This window comes from Nostoc sp. (genome assembly GCF_036917195.1).
In the GTDB taxonomy this organism is placed as follows: Bacteria; Cyanobacteriota; Cyanobacteriia; order Cyanobacteriales; family Nostocaceae; genus Nostoc.
This window is the reverse complement of record NZ_JBALDG010000075.1, coordinates 132,174-159,012: the sequence shown is the minus strand read 5'-3', so window position 1 is coordinate 159,012 and position 26,839 is coordinate 132,174. Positions and strand designations below refer to the sequence as shown.

Below are 26,839 nucleotides of genomic sequence, written 5' to 3'. Positions count from 1 at the left end.
ATTATATTAGAATAACCCTAGGTAATTTTATTTTTGGAGATGTCTAATGGGAATCTATCGTTTCCTGTTATCAATCTTTGTTGCTATAAGTCATACAGGAGTACTTATAAACGGTTTAAACCCTGGAGTGATAGCCGTAATATCATTCTTTCTTATAAGTGGATATGTAATGACAGCCTTGATATCTAAAAATTATTTTGAGCCTAAAAAAATTGTTTGGTTCTATCTCGATAGGATTTTGAGAATTTATCCGCAGTATTTATTTAACACAATAGTAGTTTTAATTATTTATTTTCTTTTTGGATTCAACTCACATTATCTTAGTAAACCTACAGAAATTGGATTATTACAAAATCTTTTGATAATACCTATGGGATTTTATATGATTCCTTGGGTAGGAGAGAAATTCATGATTATTCCACCTGCATGGTCGCTTGGTCTTGAAGGATGTTTTTATATCTTAATTCCATTTTTCTTAATATATAAATTACAAAAAGTATTTTTTTTATTATCATACATAATTTTTTTGATGGCTTATTTAGGAATTATTAATACAGATTATTTTGGTTATAGATTAATATTTGGAACAATATTTATGTTTTTTTGTGGTAGCTTTTTACATAAAAATAATAATATTACTACAAATCAGCCAGTAAAGTATACATTAATTTTTTCCTGTTTATTATTAGCAGCAACTTGTTTATATCCCCGTTTGATATTGCCCTACAATCGAGAAGTATTGATAGGATTAATATTAGGAATTATAATTATACCTTTATTAGTAAAAATTAAAAGAACATATTTGGATGATTTTTTAGGTAATCTATCTTACGGATTATTTTTATCTCATTATTTAGTAATTTTTGAGTTCGAGAAACTAGGTATAAACTGGAACTTAAAATGGATTTCGCTAATGCTATTATTTTCTACATTTCTTTCAGTAATAGGTTTTTTCTGTTTTGAAAAGCCAGTAATTACTTGGCGTAAAAAAATTAGAAATCAACATAATTAAAGGATATCGATAGACAGAAGACCACGCTGCTATTAGTAGACAAGGGTATACGGTAGAGCATAGAGTTTGAATACAATCAAACTAGGATTTGGTTGTAGCCCCCTTCTTATTTTACTATCTCCCTCATGTTTACATCCGTATACGCTGTAGACTTACCAAGGATACCTCATTAGATTTAATCTGACGAATCTTAATTACGAATTACGTAGCTTGCTTGTTGGCAAAGGTGAGTATTACGAATTACGAATTACGCTGTTGTTCCAACCATTGTAAAATCCGATTCCATGCCCACCAAGGATCAGGATCTTGTAATTGGCGCTGGCACTCTTTACTACTCAAATAGCTAACATGACCGCCGTACTGAGTGAGTAACAAATCTATTGCCGGATTGCGATCGCAGGCTTGTTGTAATTCCGGTATGATGGCTGGGTCAAAAAGTGGGTCATCAGCAGCATATAAAATTAAAGTCGGTTTCGAGATTTGTGGCAATATATGTAAAGGACTACTAGCTTGGTAATATGCTTCCACAGAAGGAAAACCTAGTCGGTTAATTACCAGTTCATTGTCAAAACCCCAGATACTATTCGCCCGTTCAATCGCTGCTGGATCAATGCTTCCAGGATGGGCATCGTGTATTTGCCATGCCAGTTTTTTTAAATTCTGTGCAATCCCTGCTTCCAAATATCTGCCGAAGGGCGTTGTAACTAGATAAGATAGCGATCGCTCAGAATCCAAGCTGGGACAAATCACCATACCACCGCCAATATCGCTATCTTCTAATCCTAAATCTCCATGCTCCCTAATCACTTCAAGAGCTACCTTCACCGCCCATAGTGCTAATTGCCCTCCTAAAGAATACCCTGTAAACCAAAATTTACCAGGACATCCCATTGCCTTAGCAGCAGCAGCGATGCGAACAAAATCTTCCCCCTCATACAGTCCATCGGAAGTTAGAGTCGGGGACAATTGAGCAGTTTTGCCGTGGGCACGCCAATCAAATAACACTACAGCATATCCTTGAGCGTAAGCCTTACGTCCTAGCACTCTCAAAAACCATTCTGTCTCTAACTCTCCAGTAATGCCATAAGTACCGATAATCGTGCTATGAGCATTTTCAGGGATGGCAACCAAGCCAAATATTGGCACACCTTCGCCACCAATAAAGATTTTTTCCTGATAATACGGTTCTTGTAATAGAGTAGTACTTTTCCAGTAACGTCTTCCCCACAAAGCGGTGTATACAGTCATCTTTACACCGTTTTGTAAAAATCGAGACGGATTGTAGGGAGCAGTATAACACATCATAGACTATAAGATTTCGTGTAGTTGAGTCTTGATTTCACAGTCATTTAATCTTAATATTTATGTAAGATTTAAAACTTTTTCATAATCGATTCAAAAATCTTTGTATCTATACAAAGGTTGTTATTTATCCTTAATAAGTAGTAATAATTTTTTAAGAATGCCGAGGATTCTTGTCATAGACGATGACCCAGCGATTTCAGAACTAGTTGCCGTCAACTTGGAAATGGCTGGCTACGATGTAAGTCAAGCTGAAGACGGCATCAAAGGTCAAGCGCTGGCTCTCCAGCTACAACCAGACTTGATCATGCTCGATTTAATGTTGCCCAAGGTAGATGGGTTTACTGTTTGCCAACGCCTGCGTCGTGACGATCGCACCTCTGAGATTCCGGTGTTAATGTTGACGGCTTTGAGCCAAACTCAGAACAAGGTGGAGGGCTTCAATGCTGGCGCAGATGACTACCTCACTAAGCCTTTTGAAGTTGAAGAAATGCTGGCACGGGTGCGGGCACTTTTGCGGCGTACTGACCGCATTCCCCAAGCAGCAAAACACAGTGAGATTCTAAACTATGGCTCACTCACTCTGGTTCCCGAAAGATTTGAGGCAATATGGTTCAATGAGACGGTGAAATTGACTCACTTGGAATTTGAGCTACTTCACTGCTTGCTGCAACGCCACGGTCAAACGGTTTCTCCCAGCGAAATCCTCAGAGAAGTTTGGGGCTACGATCCCGATGACGACATTGAAACGATTCGAGTCCATATTCGCCACTTGAGAACCAAGCTAGAACCAGATCCCCGCCACCCCCGTTATATCAAGACAGTATATGGTGCCGGATACTGTCTTGAGTTACCCGGTATACCTCCATCAAGTGAAGGGGCTTCAGTAACAGTCGTTGAATGAAATCACGCTAAATTAACCTTAACTAAGCCATCACTTAGGCAAGAACTCTCAGAAACTTTTATTCTTTACCGTTTAGTTAAGGTTATTGGTGAGATTTTCGGATAGTAGAGATGTTGCAATGCAACGTCTCTACAAGCGCATCTGTGCATATTTAGGATAAAACGTCAATTCGTAGCGAATTAAAGAAAGGTAATACCTCGCAATGCTAATACGTTGGCCGCATTGTCAATGCATTCCGATACAATGCCAATGCGTTGGCCGCATTGTCAATGCATTCCGATACAATGCCAATGCGTTGGCCGCATTGTCAATGCATTCCAATACAATGCTAATGCGTCGGCCGCATTGTTAATGCATTCCGATACAATGCCAATGCGTTGGCCGCATTGTTAATGCATTCTCCTGCATTAAAAACGCTATGCTTTTACGCAAAACTGTACTTAGGGACTTTCCAAATAAAAAAATAACCAATTGCTGAGTGAGCAGGGGAAGCAGAGGGAGAAGAATCTGATAGTCGTCTTAGATGCAGGAATTGGGTAATTTAATTTTTGGAGTTCCCTTAGCCACGGTAACAGAAGCCAACTACCCGATTTTAGGCAATTCGAGTTACCTGCTGATTTACACGGGGACGGCCAAAGCGCTCCCAAGCACTCCCTCCTCGCAGAAATAGCTCTAGGAAGCGCAATGGTTCTCCAGAATCACCTCTTGACCAACCGGAACTACCAGGAGCAAAGGCCAAAGTTCCTTCAGACACCTTGAAGCTGCCATCAGAATACACTGCATCACTGACCACATCTCCAATCCGGATCACAATCTTGCTTTGAGGCTCCAAATTAAGTGTATGCGCCCCAATAGTTGTTTTGATGTTGCCGTAGCCATCAATCCAGGCAATTCGATCTGGTGGAGCATCTGGGATTTGCTCACTCTTAAGGCTATCTCCCAAAAGGCTAAAATCTTCACCCATCACCGCAGCCGCAGCCGGAGGAAACACATCTCGTGAGCGAAACTGCGAGCCACCACGAGAAACGTTAACCACTCGCAACTCCTTTGTATAGTCTTTGATAAAGGAGAGGGTGTAGCCTGCATTCACACCTACTACTTTTACACCATTGGATAAAAGGGCATAAGTTAGTCCTTCACCTTCATTGTCCCGACGGGCTTCGGGATCATCTTGACGAGGCGCACAGTTGTGATAAATTAGGCGATCGCTAGGGCCTGGGTTGAGTCCCAATTGAGCAATCCAGAATCCCGTTGCCAAGGTACTGAATGCTGGAACCGAAAGCAAATGAATTTGGGCATCAGGAAAAGCCATCAGCAGACGTTGTGTGACTTCTGTAAATGCCGGATCTCCTGTACCGTAGTCTGCAATGACGCAGATAAACATTCTGTTTCTCCTTTTTGAGGGTAGTAATTTGCAATCAACCTAATTCATAATTATTAATTCATAATTCATAATTCATAATTAAAAAGGGTTTGTACGCGGTGCTTCTAGAAGCAGTCCTGTTTCAATTGGGGTTTAAATTCTCGATGTAACATAATTATGAATCATCAATTATGAACTATAAATTATTCGGTCATCATGTGATTACAAGATGAAATGAGCAAACAACTGCTCATTTTACCCCTATTAGTAACGTTAAAGTCTTAGTCAACGCAATGAAAACAATAAGTTCACTTTTTAGCGAAGAACGCAACCAACTCCAGACAGATATTGATAACACAACCAACATCGAGCAGATAGTTAAGTTGGTTCAAAACCGACTCGATCATCTCGAAAGAATTTACATTGAAAAGCTTAATCTGGCTCAAGTTCGTCTGGCTTCCTTTTTTCTAGATACGCTGCGGCAGTCCATTGCTACTCTCGCTGCGGCTAACTATTCTCAACTTGCTCCAATAGAGCAAAGGCAAATTACTAACCCAGGTACAAAGTTTTTTGCCAATAGATTAATCCTGAAACTGCTACAGGCACTAATTTGTATAGGCATCTTAGGTTCGTTGTTTTCTTTAACTAAAACCACCCCAGGTGTATGGATGGCTATCTTACTAACCTCTTTACTTCTAGGACTAGAAGTTGTACTTCAACTCGACTTAAACAACCAGCAAAATTCTATCTCTCAAGAGCTATTGGAATTACCTCAACCTGTTCTCCGGGTTGATAGCAAAGTATTTCTAGATCACCTTGGCGATGCTCTCAACACGATCGACCTAGCAGTGGCTAGAGTAGAAGAATCGAATAAACATGAAGGCGATTTAGCAATAGAAGAACTGCCAGAGCTATTGAACTTTCTGCAAAGGCTAATGGGCGCATCAAAACTTGATAAACCCCAAATGGCTCATGAACTGGCGAAACTTCTGCCACAGATTTTAATGTCTCAGGGAATTAACGCTCAAATTTACCGACAAAATGACCCTCATAGCGATCGCGAGTATTTTGACTTTGAGCCAAGTATTGACCCCGATACCAAAGATCACGTAACTCTAACTCCTGCTTTGTTGAAAGGCGATCGCCTCCTGAGGCGCGGCCGGGTAATTGAGCCAGTGTATTCTTCTAGAGAATCATAGACAATAAGGGTATGGAAATTTTAGAAACAATCGGTTTTGATTTGGGACACGGTGAAACGGCTGTAGCTAAAGCTATAGTGGAAAGCATCGAACCCCCTCAGATGCTGGAGATTAATAACAAGAAGAACCAAGTTACAGCTCTTGGTTGGCATCCTAAACTCGGTTATCTTGTCGGCGAACAAGCATTAATTCAAGCTGGCGTTACCCAACTGACAATCTCTTTCAAGCAAAAACCCAACAACGATCCCAAATATCGGGAAACAATTAGCACTTTTGTCGCAACCTACTACCGCCTTTTGAAAGAAAGCAAACAAGTTGAAGGTGGGGAAGGTAGCTATTTTTACATTGGTTGCCCTTCAGGATGGTCAGTTAGCGATCGCTCAGAATACCAAAAGCTACTTCAAGAAGCTGGCATTCCCCAACTAAATGTTGTACCAGAATCGCGGGCTGCTTTCATGCAAGCCAAGGAAGCCGGGAAGCTGGAGTATGACAAACTTGTTGCATCGGTGCTAATTGTCGATATTGGTTCTTCAACCACAGATTTTACTCTGGTTAAGAGTTTAGAAGAGATCCCCATAGATTTCGGGAGTAATACTTTAGGAGCATCTTTAATTGACAAAGCTATTTTTGCCCGGACTCTCGCCAACCACGAGCAAAAAGCATTACTCGAAAAAGTATTTCAGGAATATCCGCATCACCAAGCTCGTTGTGAACTTGCTTGCCGCAAAGCTAAAGAAGATTACTTTTCTAATGAACAACTATACAGCGATCCTGAATCCTTTGCGCGTGGCTTCGAGTCTATCAACGAACAGATTTATTTTATTCCCCAAGTAAATAAATTGATGATGGAGGAAATCTTAAACCAACCCTTACCTGAACTGAAGCTGCATAGTTGGATGCGATCGTTTCGCGACTCTTTAACCGAGGCAAAAGAAAAGCTGGACGAACTTGGAATTGTGCCAAAACTTGTGCTGATGACTGGCGGTGCATCTCGCATGAAGTTTACGCACTTTCTTTGTCAGGAAATGTTTCCGGAACCAGAAACCCTGCTTCGCCCTGATCCGGAGCCGGAACGGTGCATTGCAATGGGTTTAGCACGAGTAGGACGATGGGATCTGCGTGCTGCTGCTTTTAAAGAAGAAGTCAACAAACTATTTACCTCGAATCAGCTTAAAGGTTTGATTGAGAGGCATATCCCGGAGTTAATCGAATCACTAACTAAGCCTTTGACAGATGGCTTGATTCTCAACGCAGTTAAACCTGGTTTAAAAGATTGGCAAAAAAACAAAATACGGACTTTAGCAGATTTGGAAACATCTTTGATCAGTCGGGCAGAACAGTGGCTCAAAAGCGATGCCTCCGGCAACGTCTCCGACGAACGCGCTGGGCAGATAATTAATAATCAATGCACTTCTTGGTTTAATAAGAAAATCCAACCTGATTTAGCTGCACAAACTGATCCAATCTGTCGAAAGTTTCAGATACCTAGAAGCAGCTTGAGATTCGAGGATAGCATTGACCCAAATTTTGTTAACCCAGAGCTACGAATTGGAGATGCTATCATTGCTGAGACAGTGGCGTTTATTGTCAATGTAATAATTGGTGGAGGCGCTGTGGCTAGCATCATCACTCTAATACTAACTGGACATTTAACCTGGCCTATTGCACTAGTATATGGGGCTTCGCTTATGGCAGCAGGAATGGAGCTAAATCGCAAAACTGTTCAAGAAGTAATCAAGACAAATGTGGATGTACCTGGTTGGATTCGTTCTAGTTTTTTGGGCGACAGAAAAATCGAGGATATATGTGAGCAAATAAAGCCTGAGTTAGAGAAAGTTATTCAAGAACAACTGACAGCGGATCAAGAGGCTTTTGACAAACTGATTGGCAAAGTTGAGCAAGGGCTTCAAAAAACCCTTTCCACTAAGGTTCAATCTTGCATAATTCTGATCCAATAGCGGTGATATGTGCCAGTAAGTATAGTTTTTCTAAATTCTGATTGCATCTACTAAGGATTTAAAAATGATGGTCATACTTAGAGTGCTGGCAAAGGTAAAATTAGAAAACCCCCAATTTTAATTTAGTTAGCGAGCTTCAATAAGAACAATTATTTTATCTAATTTTTCTGCTTACCAGCGACGGAAGTATTAAAATTGCTCAAAAGTCAATGATTCAAACAATAGTTGTCTTTCTGATCATTGGGCTGATTATTACTGGTATTTTAGTCAATCCTGTTCTCCTAACAAGGCGAAGAAACCGTCTTAAACATCGTCCTTTTCCCCCACTTTGGAATGCCATTATTGAGAATAATCTTCCCATTTATCCTTGTCTTTCTCCCAATGAACTCAGACGACTTCAGGGACATATTCAAGTGTTCTTAGCAGAAAAGCAATTTATTGGCTGTAAAGGATTACTGGTGACGGAGGAAATAAAACTGACCCTTGCAGCCGTCGCCTGTTTACTCCTATTAAATGAACGTGGGCAGTACTTCCCCAGACTTCGTTCAATTCTGGTGTATCCCAATACTTATTTTGTTCAGGAAACGACTTCTATCGGAAATTATGTTGTTGAAGAAAGGCGTGTGGCAAGATTAGGGGAATCGTGGACAACTGATCAAGTAATACTGTCTTGGGAACAGGTAAAACAAGACACTAATAACTGGAGGGATGGACGTAACGTTGTGCTTCATGAATTCGCGCATCAGTTGGATCAAGAAGATGGTAAAGCTGAAGGAGTTCCGATACTGCAACGCAACTCAGACTATCCTATTTGGGCTAAGGTGATGACACAAGCATATCAGCAACTTTGTAATGATGTTATGCAAGGTGTAAAGACGGTAATGGATAGCTATGGCGCAACAAATCCCGCAGAATTTTTTGCCGTAGCGACTGAGACATTCTTTGAGAAACCGCACCAATTGTTGTCCAAGCATCCAGCAGTTTATGAACAACTGCAACGTTACTATCAATTAGATCCTGTGCAATGGGCGTGAAGTACAGGGGCTTTAACAAGGGATTTTGCCCCAAATCTTGTTCGAGATGGTAGCTGGATTACGCCCCCGCTGTACTGGTGACTATTTGGCTTAACTGCGGTAAGCTATAACGGCATAAAATGGGTCTCCTCCAGCTGCACCCAACCACTGTAATAAATTTGGTAATGTTGACTTATGAGCTATAACTTCTGCGGTTGTAAATCCTGGAACTGAGGCAAAGTACTCTTTGACTAATTCTACTCGCTGTGCTTCTGAAGCCTCCCGCCAAGCTTGAATTGCCTTTTCAAAAAACATCCGGTTAGAAAAGCTGATAATTGCCACACCACCGGGTTTCAGAATGCGGTAGATTTCGGAAAATACTGCTTCTGGATATTGCACATACTGCACAGATACGCAATTGAGAACAGCATCAAAATCTTCATCTGGTAAAGGTAGCTGCGGATTTTCGTTAAGATTTTGCACAAAGTAATGATTTAAGCGGGGATTTCGTGCTAGTTCCTCACCGTTGAGTCCGTGTCCCTCCACATGGTCAAACTGGATCTCTTCTGGCAGATGAGACACCCAACTGCTCATCATATCAAAAATGCGGGTGTTGGGTTTGAGGCGATCGCGATATAAATCCGTTAGCCGTTGAATAAATCCTTCATCGACATGGGTGACGAAGCGGGGATAGGCATAGAACAGCTTATCATCTGTGTCGTCTAATTTCAGGCGTTGATTCGGTCTTAACTGCATAAATCTCTGTTTGGGATTACTTTTTCCGAAAAATGCGGCAATTTCAGGTATTTCTTCACAATCACTATGTAAGATATTTTAATAACAGCAGGACACATAAACTCGTCTAAATAGCAGCATTCAATTTTGAGCAATTCAATGTTCTATAAACTACACTTATTGCAGCATATTTGGCGACAAATCCGTCTAGTCGGATCATTACCCTATTTTAGTTTGTTAATTTGGATACTGCCCTTATTATTATTTACTTCTGGGCACAATAGTCTGATGGCACATGATGAAGGGCTTTACGCATCGCGTGCCCGTCTGATGTTTGATTCTGGTAATTGGATAGATCCTTGGGAAAGAGCACATCATAAAACCCCTGGTCCTTATTGGTTAATTGCCAGTTTCTACAAGCTGTTTGGTATCAGTGATACCAGTGCGCGTCTTCCTAGTATGATTGCTGGAATTTTTAGCTTATGGCTTGTGTATGAAATCGGCAAAATTATGCTAGGCAAAAAATTAGCTTGGTTAGCTGCTGTAATTTTAAGTGTGGAATTTCTCTGGCTACAATACTGCCGCTTAAGTACACCTGATGTACCGATGATTTTCTTAGTACTTTTAGCTATTTTGTCTTTAATAAAAACAGAATTACATCCTAAATATCGCTATTTTTGGAGTTTTATAGCTGGTTTAAGTTTAGCTTTAGGCTTCTTAGTCAGAAGCTTTATGATTTTTTTGCCTATCATAGCTTTATTCCCTTATTTAATTTGGGAACATCGCCGTCATCGTCATCTTACTAACCCAATTTTGTATTTAGGCTTTTTCGTAGGTTTAATCCCTACTTGTGTTTGGCTGTGGTTAAACTGGTTGCACTACGGAAATCAAAGTTTTGAGGAGTTGTTCAAGTTTGTTGTGCGGCAAGGTTCTGAGGATCATTATAATAATGGGCCGCTGTTTTATATATGGAATATCCCTTTAATAGCATTTCCTTGGGCTTTTTTCGGGATTTTAGGTTTAGTTTCGACTCTCCGTCGTCCCATTCCTGATTACCAGTTAATATTAGTTGGCTTTCCACTTGTCCTATTTTGTGAACTTAGTATTTTTAGCAGTCGTTTACCTCACTATAGTCTTTGCGTTTATCCGTTCATAGCTTTGTTTGCATCTGTGGGTTTGAACTGGTTAGGCAATATTTACCAGACAGGGATTCCCTCACAATTCCCTCTTCAAAAACGTGGAATAAATATATTATCCCTTTTTGCCATCAAGAATCTTCCTCGAAATCTCAGTTATGGCTTTGGTGGATTAGGTGTTTTACTTGTTATAGCGAGTATTGGCGTTCTTAGTTGGGGTGGTTCTGATATTCGCAAGTATGCAACTATTGGCTTGGCTATGGGCTTGGGTTGGTTAATTTTGCCTGTAGTGTGGATTAGTAGTTACCACTTTGGCATAAAGTTTCTCACAGCCCGTTACTGGATTGCAGGTTGGTTAATTCCCTGTTGGCTGGCTTTGGCGGCGACAGGTAGCATAGGGCTGTTAAGTGACTATAACCCTGCTTTAAAAGTGTTTTTACAACAACCTGCGATCGCCTCAATTGTCCAAACTCATCCTACCTACTATGTGGAAATAGACGCTAAAACCAAAGTACTGCTTAATTTCTATCTTTCTATTCGCCCCCAACGAGTAGTCTCTATTTCTCAAGTACCAGCTTTGAGCTATGCTTGGATCTATACTGACCAGTCGGCTAAATTATCTCGACCTCACCGCATTCTTGGTACAGTAAAAGAGTCCCAGTTGATTCAAGTTCTTCCCTAAGACCAATGCAAAGCAACTGTTGCTAAAAAGATTAATCTAATTAGTGTTCAAGTCTTGGTAACGACTTTGATACATTCTGTATTGAGAAGGACTAAATTATCAGTCTCAAAAACTGCACAAGAGTTAATTAATGTAGCTAAGACAGGTACAGCCTTCTGTAGCTTTGCGTTCGCTTGTTGTGCTGCTGGCTGATATTGTTGTAGCCAAGTGTTTTTAGTTATATATTCAGGAATGAATGCAGAACGTTCTAATAGCCAAAAAGTTACGTGGTATTTTTGGATAAAGTCTTTAATCTGGTTAATATCTTCAGTATATTGGGCATTAATCAGGTCAAACATCCGCTGGCGAAATTGAGCGTAATATTTTGTATGGGTCGGTAAAGCATATTCTTTACCCACCAAAATTGTTCTTTGAGCAAAGATAGGTATGTTATCTGCTTCTTTGGAAGTAGAGGCTATGACAATATTTTGCGGTTGCTTTTGCAAAAAATTATATAATGTTGGGACTTTACCCTCTATATAAGGGATTTTGGGAAAAACTTTTAAGCTGCTAGGGTACAAAACGAGTCCTGCACCAAGGGTTATAATAGTCCCCAAGATTAAAATTTGTCTCCCATTTTGTCTCGACCATCGAAATGTAGCATCTAAAATCAAAGTAATAGAGATTGCTGCTGCAAGAGCAAGTACCATTTTAAAAGTATGATGAGTGTAGCGGCTAGGCCAGTACAGTTTAAAAGCTAAAGCATGGGCAGTAAAAAACATTATTAAACTAGCTATTACTACCTGTGGTAATAGTTTGACTTCATCCTTTACTTGCTTGGTTAAGAGAAAGTGAGACTGGAATTTCAGAATAATTGGTAATAATAAACCAAATAATAGTTGAGCAGGTGCAATTAAAGCAAAAAAACCGCTATCTCTACCATCAACCCAATAACTAATAATATTATGACTAAAATATCTGACTCTTCCTCCATCCCAGTAGTCTGGCATAGTTCTGGCAGCAGCAGCAGTAATTACCGGACCAAATTGTGATGATTGAATGGCATAAGGTAAGATTGCAATACCAGTAATCATAATGGCTACTGCAAATAAAATAAAATCTTTTCGGTTATGAGAAATAGTTATCTGCCCATTTTGCCAGCGAAATAATCTCAAACCTAAAATTAATAAATCAACAAAACCTATTAAAGGGTATATTAAACATTGGAGCGCAAGTACAACTAATATACCAAAGCCAAAAGACCGGATTGAATAATATAGAAAAGCTAAAAATAGGGGATAAATAAAATCTCTAGGAGTAGCAGAAAATAGATCATCATGCAGGCAAAGACTTTGATTTAAAAGTAAAGATGCGATAAACCCCACCATTGGCACTGGTAATATCTGCATACAGACTACAAAGCAATAGCTAGTTGTAATTAGTCCCAGTACTATTGGAAAAATTTTGCTAAAGAAAGTTAGATCGATATCTAAAGCCGCAATTATTTTATAAAGAATACCATATCCAATTGGTGTCACCGACTGAAAATAATCAGCGATTAAATCCCCAGGAAATAAATCTGGGTTAAAGTAACGATACATCCAAGAAATATATTCCCGTGCATCGTCGCTGACTATATATTTACTAGTGAAAGCTTGTCGCAGCCCCATAAAAATATAACCAACAGCAAAAATTAGACTTAAACTGTACCAAAAGATGACGGTCAATCTAGATTTATTTTGTCTGTTTTTTTGAGTAATAGGTGTTGTTAAAACTTTTTGTAATTGTGTTAGCATTGTGCGCGTCCATATCTGAAGAAATCGTGTTAATTAGGAAAATCAAAAGCTTTCTTGAATTTTTCTGATTGTACAATCTTCAAACTCGTCCTATCTACTTTATTATGCAAATAGACGCTAAAACCAAAATCTGTTTAAGTTTTATCTTTCTATTCGCCCCAACCAGTAGTCTCTATTTCTCAAGTACCAGCTTTGAGCTATGCTTGGATCTATACTGACCAGTCCCCGAAATTATCTCGACTTCACCGCATTCTTGGTACAGTAAAAGAGTGCCAGTTGATTCAAGTTCTTCCCTAAGACAGATACAAAGCAACTATTGCTAAAAAAGATGAATCTTGGTAAAATAATAGTACGTACACTAAATATTTTACTCAATGGTTTCTACATCTAATCACTCCCCACCTTTACAGTCGTGGCAGCAAAATCTGGCACCATACAATTTGGGCTACAGAATCAAATTAGTTTCACAACTGGTCAGTCGCAAGTTTACTGAGAGACTAGAACCGTTTGGATTGACGCCATTTCACTGGCTGGTGTTGTGCTGTCTTTGGCAAGAAGATGGTTTACCAACTTCTAGTATTGGGGACAAACTCAAACAAGTGGGAGGGACTTTAACAGGTGTACTAGATCGGATGGAAGAACGCGGCTTGGTGCGTCGAGAACGCGACACCCACGATCGCCGCATCTGGCGAATCTGGCTAACGGATGCAGGTAAGCAACTAGAAGCTGTCTTACCGCCTATTGCGGCAACAGTGCGTGATGAAGCAATGGACGGTATTTCCTTCGCTGACCGAGAACTGTTTTCTCAAATCTTGAACCGGATGATCGCTAACCTCTCCTAAAGATTATCGCAGAATCACCCGACCGGGGGAGGTACTGTGAAGATTTATTTTGAGATAATACTACGCATACTAAGGAAAAAAAATTTTTCAGGAAATATTACGCATTCTAAATAAACGACTATTAATCAAATAATTGAATGAGCAAGCGAGATAACCATCATGGGCGCTAATACTTTGAACGAACGCAACGGACATAAGACCCCAGTTTTAGAAAAACAAGTAATTCCTGATTTAGAGAGTTTAGAAGCTTTGACAACAGAGACATCCGCAACAGCAGAAGCACCGATTGTAACTCCTGAGATAGAGAAAGAAGTTCCAGCGAAACCGAAACGGAAAAAACCGACTGGGTTAATTTTGGCAGGATTAGGCGTGGGTGCGATCGCCGCAGGTACTTTTGGTCTTCACTACTGGCAATACGCCTCCACCCACCAGGAAACAGACAACGCCACCGTTGCCGGAAATATTCACCAAGTTAGTACCCGCATTCCCGGAACAGTAAGTGAGGTGCTTGTGAATGATAACCAACTGGTGCAACCGGGACAATTGTTAGTCAAGTTAGATCCACGGGACTATGAAAGTCAGGTACAACAGGCACAAGCAGCCCTAGAAAATGCGCGTGGTCAGGCGCAAGCTGCCCAAGCAAATATTGCCTTAACTTCACAAACTACCACTGGTAAGACAAGTCAAGCGCAGGGCGATGTCAGCGGTGCGGTAGCAGCAATTTCTACAGCTCAAGCAGCAGTACAAGAAGCCCAAGCCGGGATACCAGCGGCGCAAGCTGAAGTCAGACTAGCCCAAGCGGGGATTCCCGCCGCCCAAGCGCAGGTAGCGCAAGCAAATGCGAATTTGGAAAATGCCCAAGCAGATTACAATCGTTACAACCAGTTGTATAAAACAGGGGCGATCGCTCGTCAGCAACTAGACGCAGCCAAGGCAACTTATAATGTGGCTACGGCACAAAAGAACGCCGCGATTCAGGGAGTAGAACAAGCCCAAGCTAAGTTAGCCTCTGCCAAAGTTGGTGTAGCCAAAGCCCAGTCTCAATTAGCACAAGCGCAAGAAAATGTCACCAATGCCCAAGCTAAATTGGCAGCATCTAAGGGAGGATTGCAACAAGCGACTGCTGGCGGACAAGATACAACAGTAAAACGTAGTCAATACGAAGCGGCAAAAGCTGCGATCGCCCAATCAGAAGCATCGCTCAAAGACGCACAATTGCAACTATCCTATACCAATGTTATTGCTCCCAGTGCTGGACGAGTCGGGAGGAAAAATGTGGAAATTGGCAACCGAGTTGCAGCAGCAACACCATTAATGGCGATCGTGGATAACGAGTATTGGGTAGTTGCGAACTTCAAAGAAACCCAATTAGAAAAGATGCGCCCAGGAGAACCAGTAGAAATCAAGCTGGATACTTTCCCTCATCACACCTTTATTGGTCGTGTTGACAGTGTTTCGCCAGCTTCCGGCGCTCAGTTTGCCTTATTGCCACCGGATAACGCTACAGGTAACTTTACTAAAATTGTCCAACGTATCCCTGTCAAAATAGTTTTTGACCAAAAGAGCATTCAAGGGTACGAATCGCGGATTACTCCGGGGATGTCTGCGGAAGTTGCTGTGGAAGTCAAGTAATATCATGTCCACTAAATTACCCCATAATACAATAACCCCACCCCGCCGGCGGGGAGGGGAGACAAAGCACAGTTTTGGCGGGGTGGGGTTCTCGGGGTTTAATTAAGTCAGGACTTGAGTTTGTTTCAAGGATTTATTAACGCCTTAAATGCTCCAGCCTGCCAAGCATTTGTGCCAGAATTAGTTGAACACAGAGAATATTTAGCCAATGCGATCGCCATCAACTCTACAATGATCAACGGTGCGTAATTAATTGGCCCTGCGATCGCGGTAATTTTGTTACTTAACCTTGGAACTGGAACAACACTATGGCTAATACAGGTGTAATTCGTCAGCAAGGGCAAAATCCTGCTGTACCACCAGAACGTGTACCGCTAAGAACCTGGATTGGTGTATTAGCCAGTATGCTTGGTGCATTTATGGCGGTATTGGATATTCAAATAACTAATGCTTCGCTGCAAGATATTCAAGCAAGTTTAGGAGCAACTTTAGAAGAAGGTTCTTGGATTTCTACGGCGTATCTCGTAGCCGAAATTGTGGTAATCCCTCTAACAGGATGGTTATCACGAGTATTTTCTTTGCAACGTTATTTATTAGTCAATACTGTACTATTTATCTTCTTTTCTATTTGCTGTGCTTGGGCGTGGGATCTCAATTCCATGATTTTATTTCGCGCCTTACAAGGTTTTAGCGGAGGAGTATTAATTCCCACTGCTATGACAGTTGTATTAACGACTTTACCCCAATCTAAGCAATCAGTTGGATTAGCTGCATTTGGGTTTAGTGCAGTTTTTGCACCTTCAATTGGCCCGACAATAGGAGGTTGGTTAACAGAAAATTTTGGTTGGGAATACAACTTTTATATAAATGTAATCCCAGGGGTATTAATGCTAGCTGGCGTTTGGTACGGAATCAAGCAAGAACTACCCCAAATTAATTTACTGAAACAAGGTGATTGGTGGGGAATTATTGCGATGGCTATTGGGTTAGGTTCCCTGCAAGTTGTTTTAGAAGAAGGTAGTCGCAAAGATTGGTTTGGTTCAACGCTGATTGTACGCTTAAGTGTGATTGCGGTAATTTTTTTGGCAATATTTTTCTATATTGAATTAACTCGTAAGCAACCATTTATTAATTTACGGCTTGTGCTTAGGCGGAACTTTGGTTTAGCGAGTATTGTGAATGTGTCGCTGGGAGTAGGATTGTATGGTTCAATTTATATTTTACCGCTGTATCTTGCCCAAATTCAAAAATACAATGCGCTGCAAATTGGTGAAGTATTAATTTGGGCTGGTATTCCCCAACTATTTATTATTCCTCTCATACCCAGATTGATGAAACGCATTGATGTGCGGTTAATAGTGGCTGTTGGTGTGACTTTGTTTTCCATCAGTGCATTTATGAACTCAGGAATGACTAATGAAACAGGATTAGATCAGTTACGCTGGTCGCAATTTGTCCGGGCAATGGGACAACCCCTAATTATGGTGCCGCTGAGTTCTATCGCAACTGCTGGTTTGAGTCCGAAAGAAGCAGGTTCGGCAAGTGGTTTATTTAATATGATGCGGAATATGGGTGGTTCTCTCGGAATTGCTTCTTTAGCGACTTTATTGACAAATAGAGAACAATTCCACTCGAATAGATTGGGTGATACAGTATCTTTATATAACCCAGAAACTCAACAGCGAATTGACCAAATGACACAGTATTTTGTCAGTCGGGGAGCAGATTTGAGTACAGCCCAAAACGAAGCGATCGCATCAATATCTAACATTGTCCGCCGGGAAGCGTTTGTGATGGCTTTTAACGATTGTTTCTACTTTATTGGCATTGCTTTGTTAGTTAGTGGACTTGCTATTTTATTCCTCAAAAAGGTGAAGGCAACTGGTGGCGCTGTCGCTCATTAAATTTGTAAATTAATTAACTTCTCCAATAGTAGATGCTGCACGGACTAAAATCACAGTTTGGTTATTATTGCGGCAGATAGTTGCTGGGATATTACCATGTACTACTTGCTGCAACATTCCCTCACGAGAAGCTCCCAAAATAATCACATCACTCTGGTTGCGTTTAGCACAATCCAAGACGGCTTCTGACACAGAATTTGCATACAGTGGATCAATTGTTACTAAACCTTTGAGCCGTTGTTTGAGAAAATCAGCAGCTTTTTTGAGAGTTGTTGTATCCGCTTCAGTTTTATTTGGTTCAAACACTTGACATAAGTTGACCATTGGAGTTTTACTCACTGAAGTCAGTGCTGGAAGCAATTGAATTGCCTGTTGGGCATTGGGGCCACCCGCTATCGGCACTAACCAGCGTTCCAAGTGAGTTTGCTTATTCAGCTTGACTAACACTACATCACAGGCTGCTTGCCGGATAACCGTATCTACGACGCGACTAAAGACCCTTCCCGGTGTGGCTGTGCTACCCTTCCAACCCATCAGCATGAAATTAATATGGCGGTCTTGGATAGTTTGCAAAATTGCTTCTGACAAGTCGTGAGCAACTCGAATTTGGGTATGTACTGGGATATGCCATGTCTGTCCCAAACGCATTGCTTGCTCCAGTGGGCCCATAGCTGCCTTGATATTCACTTGGGTTTCTGCAAGAATCTTGTGCTGGGGGACAACAATAATATGCAGACATTCTATTTCATAATGGCGATCGCGGGCAATTGCGATCGCCATCTGCAACAGCATACCTGCTGTTTTCGGGTTACTCAATGGCACTAGTAACCTTCCCTGTCCAGTTTCCGGCGCACTGGTATGGTAAATCACGCGGGATGGTTCGGCTTTAGGACCTACAAAGTCTTCAGAACCATTGAAATAGGCAGCTTCCACCCGAATAATATCACTACGGGTAATGATACCCACCAAGCGGTTTCCTTGCACAACTGGTAAACAGTTAATCTTGTAACGGTTGAGCAAGTGCAGCACATGGGCAAGGGTATCAACAGGAGAGGTAGTTACTGGTTCTGGAGTCATCACTTGGGCAACAGTGTGATGCTCACTTAAACCTGTTTGGGAGAGATTTGTGATATCTTGTTGGGTTAAGATTCCGACCAATTTACCCTTTTCCAATACTGGAAAGTGGCGGTGGGAGGATTGGGAAAATGCCTGCAATGCCTCATCCCAACTCATCCGGCTCCCCAGAGTTTCTACACTCGGTTGCATGACATTGGCTGCGGTTAGTTGCGTCCAAGGTGCTTGGGGATTAGTTTCTTTTGGCAAATGAATGCCTTTAAATTCTAATAGATGGTCGTATAATGACCCCGTTTCTAGGGCTTCTGCCACCAAATAAGCAGTTACCGAAACAATCATCAGCGGTAATACCAAATTAAAGTCAGTTGTCATCTCAAACACGATGATCACTGCCGTAATTGGGACTCGTGCCACCCCACAGAAAAATGCCCCCATCCCGACTCGTGCATAAGTTGTCGCCAAACTCACAGCGAGGAAGTGGTGTTCTAAGGTTCCTACCAAATAACCCAAAGCTGCTCCCAGTCCTAGTGTGGGAACCAGCAATCCAGCAGGCGCACCAGAAGCGTAGGTAAACAGGATAAGTAGGAACTGAAGAAAGAAAACTAGCGCCACTAATTGCCAGTTTGCTTCCCCCGTCAGCAATAGTTCCCGCAATCCAGCGTTGTCCCGAAATAATGAGGGAAGGCAAGCAAATACCAATCCCGTCACTAATCCAGCCAGTCCCATCCGCCAAGGTAAGCTGATTTTGAGAAAGCGACGACTTAAACCCAAACTGGCGAGAACTCCCCGATTGAACAGCACGCCCCCGAATCCTGCCAAAATCCCCAACAGCAGGTAAAAGGGAATTTCCGACACATAAAAGCTGGTGTTAGCAGCCGCTAAATGCAGATTTAAATCTAAACTATGAGTGTCACAAATACGGGCAACAACAGAGCCAATAAATGAAGCCAGGATTGCTGTTCCCAAGGTAATGTCAGAGACATCTTGCAAAAGTTCTTCTACAACAAATAATACCCCAGCAATCGGGGCATTAAAGGCCGCTGCCAGTCCCGCTCCGGCTCCGGCTGCAATCAGTTGACGACGGTGTTCAGGGGAAGTGGGAAACCAGCGACTAAACTGATTAGCTAAGGCTGCACCAATTTGCACTGTAGGCCCTTCCCGCCCCAAGGGTATCCCAGATGCTAACACCAGCGTTGCACCGACCAATTTTACCAAAGCAATTCGCAAGTTGAGGGGCATGGGCACCTTTGCCAGCACCGCTTTTACTTCCGACATCCCGCTACCAGCAGCTTCAGGGGCGATGCCCTCCACCAACCAGCCTGCAAGAAATCCGCCCACTAACCCAATTATCGGCAGTGCCAACAAAGCAGGAAACTGATGGGATATTTGCTGTCGCCACCCACCTAACAATCCCACGCCTTGCCCTAACAAGACAGCAGCCAATCCAGAGACTAAACCAATCACACAAGCTTGCACCATTGCAAGGCGTTTAGTGGGCAAAAGCTTATGGGAGAGCCGCTTCCAATAAATCTGCCCCATGCGTGCCATCTTGATTCTAAACTTGATAACCAATTGGCTACTCATTCCATTCAATCACTATATATAATAATCATACGAATAAGTTACTAAGGGGCGATCACTTCAATTCTAGAGATTTTGCTGGTGCTGGTGTTGACACCGTAGTTGAAGTATCAGAGGATTGTCAGGGCAATTGGTGATGGATAATAAATACAATTCTTTTCGCCCAACGTTATCGGCTGAGTTTTCAGTCAAGCTGGATTGAGATAAATTCGAGTTTTAATCACCAGTGTGATGTCTCATAGAATACCTCCAACTTGATTGTTAGCAACATGGAAGAGGATTTTTATTAGTTGAAATCAAAAACCCTCGAACCGAATTACGTATTTGGTTCGGGGAAATTTTGCTGTGTAGTGTTCCGAGGAGTTATTCAGAATATCAGCTAAAAAAGAGTTGTGGAAATATCAGATAGAAATCGGGTAGACAATCACAAAATTAAAGCTGCTTCAGACAATAACTTAGTCTGTGAACTGTGTCAATAAAATCATCAGGAGCGCCAACTTCTCGGAGTTGATGACGTAAACTTTTGATATGAGATTTAACAGTTTCTTCGCTGGGTGGGTCTTCCAATGACCAAATTCGCTCAATAATTCCACCTTGACTCAGTACCAGGCGATCGCTAGAAACCAGCAGTTCCAACCGGGCATATTCTTTTGGAGTCAGGTGTAAAAGTTCGTCTGCATCTGTAACTTAATAGGTGCTAGAATTTAAACGCAGACTTTCCCAACAAAAGTCAGCTGAAGTTCTAGATTATAGAGTTTGTCCAACAATTATCCAGTACATCCCATCTGGTGCAACTAACCCAAAAGAGGGTTCGCCAAATTCATTAGGCAAAATTGGGCTAACTTTAGTAGCAGCGCTGGCGGTAATGCGCTGATGAAAAGCGGTAATATCGTCAACTTGATAAGTGAAAAGACTCAGTCCCAAAGAACCGGGTTGAGAGTATTCTCGTTTATCTGGTGTGGGGTAAAGTGGGCTGTAGACTTGAAATAAACCCACATATGTCTTAGGTGAAGCAAAACCTGAAAGATAAAACTCCTGCCCTTCATCAAGCATCAATGTCTGGCGAGTAGAAGGTTTTTCATAACCCGATCGCTTGGGGTTGCTCTCAAAGGGTACAAGTCCAAAAACCTCTGCGTAGAAAGAACTGAGGCTGTGATCCGAGATGATCAAACTGGAATGAGTTCCTTCGCTTACCAACAATGGGGAACTAGGATCAATCGTGCCGTAACCGGGTCTATTATAGTTATATCGCTGAAAAAACGCCTGTCGCGTCTGTGAACTAATCACAAACATTTCGCGCACCCCGACAAAGCGGTTATATAAACCCACTCCTAAATTGCCTGTAAACTCGATCGCGCGAACTGGTTCTGAATAAATCCAGTCTCCACCGTTAGCTTTATCATCGTTAAAAGCATCGGCCAGCGCATAAATATCTTGAACCAAAGAAGCAAACCAGCGGCTACCATTCACTACTGGCAAGGTATGACCTAGACCTTGATTACGAGGTTGTTTCCACGATAGCAACCGTACTAATCCATGATCTGATGAGTTACCATTTTGCAGTCGTAACGATGTCAAATCTGATGCATGACCGTAGAGTAATCCCGCCTGTTCTGCTGAGAGTTGTCCTCTATTGACCTCTCGATAACCGAACTCAGTCCAATATTTTAAGGTGGCTTCAATATCCTTTAAGCCAATACAGTTTTCAAAAATTCCACTAATCATTGCAATTTCCCTAAATTTAAGAAGTATAGCAATACCTTGTCCTAAAGGACACGCTACGCGAACGCCAATTTACGAGGGTTCAATTACATTCTCGAATAGAGACATTTTGGTGTTGTTTTCTAACGGGACTTAAACATTTTTGAGGGAAAAATAAGCCTGTCACAGATTATCGATAATTTAAAAAAGTAAAATTACCGTTCTACAGAGGTTTCAGCGATAGCGTTCGTGCAACGACTCCGCAGGAGTATCGCGTTGCGAAAAAAATGGATAAATTCGAGCTAAGAGGTTGTTTGAAAAGTATTAGGCGAATATAATTCAATACAGTTCAGTTAAGCATTTTTTCCTTCTCTCTGTGTTCTCGGCGCCTCTGCGGTTCGTTAAAAAAATTGACTTTGATAAAGAGTTTTAACCTTAACCCAAGCGTATTGGAATATAATTCACTACTACACAAGCAAAGTCCACCTCTGTGGACTAAGAGAAAATCAAGGGTTTCAAACCCACCTGCATCGGTTTTAGCTGTATAGCCAAGCCAGTGCGATCTTCTCACATTGGGAGAGGCTAGCGCCTTCTCTACGAGAGGCTACACCAACGCGGAGCGGATCGTAGAGAAGGGAGTTTCCTCATGAGAAACTAGCCTGCGACTTCTAGTCGCCAGGACTAGTACCGCAAGGCGGAAGTCAAAAGTCAAAAGTCAAAAGTATTATGGAATAAGCTCTTTAGGGCTTTTCAATGGTCTGCTTATTTACGCCGTGCTATAATAGTATGAATTGAGACTTTCCAACCTCTAATATTGGCTACAAATTTGCTTTTGAGACTTTTTCAATTTGCCCAGTAAAGTATGCTTCCTGATGTTTGAGTTGGTGCGCTAGTTCTAAGCCTTTTTGAAAAGCTGTTAGTGCTTGAGGAAACTCTTTACGTTCTAGATACAATTGCCCAATTTGGTCATAAGCTTGCATCAACCCGTAAAAGTTGGCGGCTTGCGCCTGTATCTGCACAAGAATTTGGCTAGCCTGCAAAGCCTCGTCTGTTTGTCCTTGAGAACGGTACAGCGCAATTAATTTTTGCAAAGCTTCACCAGCACGAACGTACTCCTGTAATTGCCAAGCAGTAGTATAAGCTTCTTGATAATTTTTAAAAGCTTCTAGCAGTAAGTTAGGATCTTTCTTTGCTAGAGATTCGTAATCTGAAGCGATCGCTAACTTTAATTCTGGTATTTCAGTAAGATTATTTTCATTGACGTAAATTTCTGCTAATTTATTAAGTACATTCAATGACTGCTGTGGTTGGTTTGTCTGCTCGTAAATCTCAGCCAGCCGTTGCAAATATGTTAGCTCGTTTACACGGTCGCCAACAGAAGTAGCTAAACCTAACAATTCCTCGTAGATTGGCGCAGCTTTACGATAATCAAACCAACTCAAATTTAGTTCCCCAATTGTCTTGAGGATTTCTACTAGGGCTGTTGTATTTTTTTGCTGTCGCACCACTAGCAAAACTTGGTCGTAAGCTTCTAGAGCGAGTTTAGGCGAGCGCACATTTTGGTAAGCTTGCCCTAGCGATCGCCACAATTCTAGATCAATTTGAGCAGTTTTTTTCTGAGATTGTACCTGCTTTTGAATTGCTTGCAATCGCTGCGTAATATATTGTACTTCTTGACTGTCGTTTTGCTTCCAGGCGATCGCCCCGACTCGTGATAGTGCTTGCACCTCTAGTGATGAACCTAAAAAGCGCCGCAAGCGAAGTTCCCGGTTCCAAATTTCAAACGCCGCCACCTGATCCCCTGCTTGCAGTTTTGCCGCTGCTTCTTGGTTTAAGGCATCCAGCGCTGGTTCTAACTTTTGCTGTTCTTCGAGAGTTAAGGGCTGTTTATCCTTGGGCAAACGTGGTAGCAGTGGATCGGGTGTGGTAATTTCTAGGGGACTAGGAGGAAATTTATCTGGTGGTTTGGGCTTTTTACTGTCTGCCAGCGTCAAGGAGCTACTAAAGAGTGTAGCAGCAGTAACAATCACAATTAAGCGCCTGAGCATGGGTACTTTACCTTGCCTTGAGTTAGTTGCATGAGATAATTGGTAATTATCACTATGCCCTATTATTTACTAACTATTCCCCAGCTTTACAAGGTTGGGTTGAAGTACGAAAGTCAAGACGAGCCAGTGCGGTAGGTGGGTAAAGCCTGAATTGTACTCTTTGGGAGAACCCGCAAGGTAGCAACTAGCGTTTAATAGTCAAGGGTTATTATCCAATACGCTTGGGATAAGCTTTTTTTCTCCCCCTGCTCAAGAACAGCCTCCCCTGCCTCCCCTGCCTCAATGGATAAATTTCCTTGACTAAACCATATTGGGTTATTATCCTGCTCTCCTACATGACTTTATGTCTCTATCTAGTCTACGTATTTAGTAAGTCTATTTAATATCAAGCTAATATTATCAAGTTTTTTTAAGTGTAATTACTGATAATTTATAGTACATTAATATAATTTATGCAAGCGAAAATCTCTTGAAGATGGCTGCAAAAATATACTAAATAATTTGATTAAATTTATTATTGGCGTTTGCATCACTCAGAAAATATACCCTCCCAATAATTAATTAATACAGATATCCTTTATTAAAGCTAATTCGCTCTCGAAGTTAAGAAACTTGGTATCAGTTTCCAGGACTATGACGAGTAGTGCCGTGAAAAAGTTTTGACGGTGCTAAATTGCAGTATGAATACAGATGTAGAGACGCGATATATCGCGTCTCTATATGGGTTTTGACATCAAACAAAATCATTTTCATACTTCTTATTCAGCAATGCCAATTTTTTCATGGGTGCTGTTTGGTGGAACGAAGATATAGCGGCTTAGGGACTGACAAAAATTAAATTACTCAATTCGTGTAATCCAATACGACTATCCGATTTCTTCTCCCCCTGCTTACCAAAACGATTGATTATTTTTTTATTTGGAAGTCCCTTAGACTGGGGCTGCTAGTCATCCTTCTCCTGTGGTCACGCAGGGACGGGTTTGCCACTTTAGTCAGCAACTACTTTTTTAAATAGGAAGGTAAAAAATGGAATGGGCTATTTACAAAAAGAATACAGGCACTTTTGTAATAGCAGTGGCAATTATGACTGGTGTTGGCGTCGTCTCTTATCTGAGTTTGCTTCAGTATAAAGAAAACGCTCAATGGGTCACACATACACTCGAGGTGCTTGAAAAGACTAAAGAAGTAATGTCACTGCTCAAAGATGCAGAGACTGGGCAACGCGGCTATCTGCTCACGGGCAAAGAACGGTATCTAGAACCCTATCGCGCTGCAACTGGCAAGATTGCTCAGAAGGTTAAGGCTCTGCGCCAATTAACTGCGGATAACCCCAATCAACAGCGGCGGCTCGATAGCCTTGAACCGATGATTGCCAAAAAATTGGTTTTGATTGAACAAACGATTAAGGCGAGGAACGAAAATTTAGAGTCCGCACTGCAAATAGTTCAGACAGATCAGGGTCAGCAGATCATGGAAGACATGCGAATGCTCACTACAGCTATGGAGAAGGAAGAAAATCAGTTGTTGAAAAAGCGGTCAACAGAGGCAGAAGCCAGTGCTCGTGAAACAACTTTGCTGACTATTTTTGGCAGCATTTTAGCTTCTGTTGTCGTCGGTTTAGCAGCCATGATCACCAATCAGGAACTTGTTAAACGCCAGCGGATGGAGAAGTCTCTGCAAAAGGCTCGCAATGAATTAGAAATAGAGGTGAAGAAACGGACTGCCGAACTTGTAAACACTAACGAAGAATTGCAAACTGAAATTAATCAGCGCAAAAGCGCGGATTCAGAGATTCTACGCTTGAACGTTCAGCTTGAACAGCGAGTCGTCGAACGCACAGCACAACTCGAAGCCACTAACAAAGAGATGGAAGCATTTAGTTATTCTGTATCTCACGACCTGCGGGCCCCCTTGCGGAGCATCGACGGCTTTAGCCAAGCACTACTAGAAGACTATGCTGACAAGCTGGACGCACTAGGTCAAAACTACCTCCTGCGGGTGCGTGCAGCCACGCAGCGGATGGCACAACTCATCGACGATTTACTAAATCTGTCACGACTGACGCGCAGTGAGATGCGTTGCGAAAAGGTTGATCTGAGCGCACTGGTGGAGGCGATCGCCACAGAGTTGCACAAAACCCAACCAGAACGCCAAGTAGAGTTTGCGATCGCGCCGGGATTGGTTACCAATGGTGATGCTCATCTGTTACGGATTGTGCTAGAAAACCTGCTGGGTAATGCGTGGAAGTTTACAGGAAAACATCAAAAAGCACAAATAGAATTTGGGCTTTTGCAGCAAGATGACATTCATGCGTATTTTGTCCGTGATGATGGCACAGGCTTCGATATGGCCTATGTTGACAAACTCTTCGGTGCCTTTCAGCGCCTGCACGCCATGACTGAGTTTGAAGGTACTGGCATCGGATTAGCTACTGTGCAGCGGATTGTTCACCGTCATGGTGGCCGTGTCTGGGCCGAAAGCGCAGTGGAGCAAGGCGCAACATTTTACTTCACCCTTTAACTACAAGAAGATATAAAACAAGATGATTTTATTAGTAGAAGATAATCCTGACGATGAAGCGCTAACCTTACGCGCACTCAAAAAAAACAATATTTTGAATGAAGTGGTAGTGGCACGTGATGGGGTGGAAGCCCTAGATTATCTCTTTGGTAAAGGTGTGTACGCTGATCGCGACATGAGCCTTATGCCGAATCTCATCCTCCTGGATTTGAAGTTGCCTAAAATGGATGGTCTGGAAGTTTTGCGACACCTGCGTGCCGACGACAGGACAAAAATCCTTCCTGTGGTCATTCTCACCTCGTCCAAGGAGGAGCAAGACTTAATCAATGGTTACAGCTTGGGTGCCAACAGCTATGTTCGCAAACCAGTAGATTTTTCCCAATTTAGTGAATCAGTGCGACAACTAGGGTTGTACTGGTTTGTTTTAAACGAATCACCGCCGAGGCTATAGTTTAGAT

General features: G+C 41.9%; 19 protein-coding genes and 1 pseudogene. 12 read left to right on the top strand and 8 right to left on the bottom strand.

What is annotated here, in order from left to right:
* The first annotated feature begins 46 nt into the window (after positions 1-46).
* Positions 47-1,012, top strand: coding sequence for an acyltransferase (locus V7K40_RS26205; protein WP_334964917.1), 966 nt, complete (start codon positions 47-49; stop codon positions 1,010-1,012).
* Positions 1,013-1,252: 240 nt separating this feature from the next.
* On the opposite strand, the gene V7K40_RS26200 is transcribed toward V7K40_RS26205, so the two are convergent.
* Positions 1,253-2,317 carry an alpha/beta fold hydrolase gene (locus V7K40_RS26200; RefSeq protein WP_334964915.1) on the bottom strand — a complete coding sequence of 355 codons (1,065 nt, stop codon included), beginning with the start codon at positions 2,315-2,317 and terminating at the stop codon, positions 1,253-1,255.
* A 157-nt stretch (positions 2,318-2,474) separates the two neighbouring features.
* Between V7K40_RS26200 and V7K40_RS26195 the strand changes: the two genes are divergently transcribed.
* The gene (locus V7K40_RS26195) at positions 2,475-3,218 is read left to right on the top strand and encodes a response regulator transcription factor (RefSeq protein ID WP_334964913.1); all 744 of its coding nucleotides are present in this window, start codon (positions 2,475-2,477) and stop codon (positions 3,216-3,218) included.
* 592 nt (positions 3,219-3,810) lie between these two features.
* On the opposite strand, the gene V7K40_RS26190 is transcribed toward V7K40_RS26195, so the two are convergent.
* A complete protein-coding gene (locus V7K40_RS26190) occupies positions 3,811-4,602 on the bottom strand; it encodes a hypothetical protein (protein ID WP_334964911.1) in 792 nt (263 codons plus the stop codon).
* Between the two features lie 272 nt (positions 4,603-4,874).
* Here V7K40_RS26190 and V7K40_RS26185 point away from each other — a divergent pair, with 272 nt between their 5' ends.
* The 3 genes from V7K40_RS26185 to V7K40_RS26175 all read left to right on the top strand — a co-directional run bounded on the left by V7K40_RS26185 (position 4,875) and on the right by V7K40_RS26175 (position 8,772).
* The gene (locus V7K40_RS26185) at positions 4,875-5,780 is read left to right on the top strand and encodes a hypothetical protein (RefSeq protein WP_334964909.1); all 906 of its coding nucleotides are present in this window, start codon (positions 4,875-4,877) and stop codon (positions 5,778-5,780) included.
* Positions 5,781-5,791: 11 nt separating this feature from the next.
* Positions 5,792-7,738 carry an Hsp70 family protein gene (locus V7K40_RS26180; RefSeq protein ID WP_334964907.1) on the top strand — a complete coding sequence of 649 codons (1,947 nt, stop codon included), beginning with the start codon at positions 5,792-5,794 and terminating at the stop codon, positions 7,736-7,738.
* A 209-nt stretch (positions 7,739-7,947) separates the two neighbouring features.
* A complete protein-coding gene (locus V7K40_RS26175; RefSeq protein ID WP_334964905.1) occupies positions 7,948-8,772 on the top strand; it encodes a M90 family metallopeptidase in 825 nt (274 codons plus the stop codon).
* Positions 8,773-8,862: 90 nt separating this feature from the next.
* Here V7K40_RS26175 and V7K40_RS26170 read toward each other — a convergent pair whose 3' ends face one another.
* Positions 8,863-9,507: a class I SAM-dependent methyltransferase gene (locus V7K40_RS26170; protein WP_334964903.1), complete on the bottom strand. Its 645-nt coding sequence runs from the start codon at positions 9,505-9,507 to the stop codon at positions 8,863-8,865.
* Between the two features lie 138 nt (positions 9,508-9,645).
* Here V7K40_RS26170 and V7K40_RS26165 point away from each other — a divergent pair, with 138 nt between their 5' ends.
* On the top strand, positions 9,646-11,304 hold the full coding sequence (locus tag V7K40_RS26165) for a glycosyltransferase family 39 protein (RefSeq protein ID WP_334964901.1): 1,659 nt from the start codon (positions 9,646-9,648) through the stop codon (positions 11,302-11,304).
* A 47-nt stretch (positions 11,305-11,351) separates the two neighbouring features.
* On the opposite strand, the gene V7K40_RS26160 is transcribed toward V7K40_RS26165, so the two are convergent.
* On the bottom strand, positions 11,352-13,079 hold the full coding sequence (locus V7K40_RS26160) for a hypothetical protein (protein ID WP_334964899.1): 1,728 nt from the start codon (positions 13,077-13,079) through the stop codon (positions 11,352-11,354).
* A gap of 374 nt (positions 13,080-13,453) precedes the next feature.
* Here V7K40_RS26160 and V7K40_RS26155 point away from each other — a divergent pair, with 374 nt between their 5' ends.
* The 4 genes and pseudogenes from V7K40_RS26155 to V7K40_RS26140 all read left to right on the top strand — a co-directional run bounded on the left by V7K40_RS26155 (position 13,454) and on the right by V7K40_RS26140 (position 17,457).
* A complete protein-coding gene (locus V7K40_RS26155) occupies positions 13,454-13,921 on the top strand; it encodes a MarR family transcriptional regulator (protein ID WP_334964897.1) in 468 nt (155 codons plus the stop codon).
* Positions 13,922-14,080: 159 nt separating this feature from the next.
* Complete coding sequence (locus V7K40_RS26150; protein ID WP_334964895.1) at positions 14,081-15,553, top strand: HlyD family secretion protein; 1,473 nt, start codon at positions 14,081-14,083, stop codon at positions 15,551-15,553.
* Positions 15,554-15,667: 114 nt separating this feature from the next.
* Positions 15,668-15,799 (top strand): annotated as a pseudogene (locus tag V7K40_RS26145) (MFS transporter); the annotation flags it as partial.
* 62 nt (positions 15,800-15,861) lie between these two features.
* Complete coding sequence (locus tag V7K40_RS26140) at positions 15,862-17,457, top strand: DHA2 family efflux MFS transporter permease subunit (RefSeq protein WP_334964894.1); 1,596 nt, start codon at positions 15,862-15,864, stop codon at positions 17,455-17,457.
* A 9-nt stretch (positions 17,458-17,466) separates the two neighbouring features.
* On the opposite strand, the gene V7K40_RS26135 is transcribed toward V7K40_RS26140, so the two are convergent.
* The 4 genes from V7K40_RS26135 to V7K40_RS26120 all read right to left on the bottom strand — a co-directional run bounded on the left by V7K40_RS26135 (position 17,467) and on the right by V7K40_RS26120 (position 23,861).
* Complete coding sequence (locus V7K40_RS26135; protein ID WP_334964977.1) at positions 17,467-20,079, bottom strand: chloride channel protein; 2,613 nt, start codon at positions 20,077-20,079, stop codon at positions 17,467-17,469.
* Between the two features lie 465 nt (positions 20,080-20,544).
* Positions 20,545-20,772, bottom strand: coding sequence for a winged helix-turn-helix domain-containing protein (locus tag V7K40_RS26130; RefSeq protein WP_334964975.1), 228 nt, complete (start codon positions 20,770-20,772; stop codon positions 20,545-20,547).
* Between the two features lie 87 nt (positions 20,773-20,859).
* Positions 20,860-21,837 (bottom strand): hypothetical protein, encoded by a 978-nt coding sequence (locus V7K40_RS26125; protein WP_334964892.1) that lies wholly within the window; start codon positions 21,835-21,837, stop codon positions 20,860-20,862.
* A 794-nt stretch (positions 21,838-22,631) separates the two neighbouring features.
* Complete coding sequence (locus V7K40_RS26120) at positions 22,632-23,861, bottom strand: hypothetical protein (RefSeq protein ID WP_334964890.1); 1,230 nt, start codon at positions 23,859-23,861, stop codon at positions 22,632-22,634.
* Between the two features lie 1,026 nt (positions 23,862-24,887).
* Between V7K40_RS26120 and V7K40_RS26115 the strand changes: the two genes are divergently transcribed.
* Positions 24,888-26,381: a CHASE3 domain-containing protein gene (locus V7K40_RS26115; RefSeq protein ID WP_334964888.1), complete on the top strand. Its 1,494-nt coding sequence runs from the start codon at positions 24,888-24,890 to the stop codon at positions 26,379-26,381.
* A 22-nt stretch (positions 26,382-26,403) separates the two neighbouring features.
* Positions 26,404-26,832, top strand: a complete 429-nt coding sequence (locus V7K40_RS26110) for a response regulator (protein ID WP_334964886.1) — start codon at positions 26,404-26,406, stop codon at positions 26,830-26,832.
* Positions 26,833-26,839 lie beyond the last annotated feature (7 nt).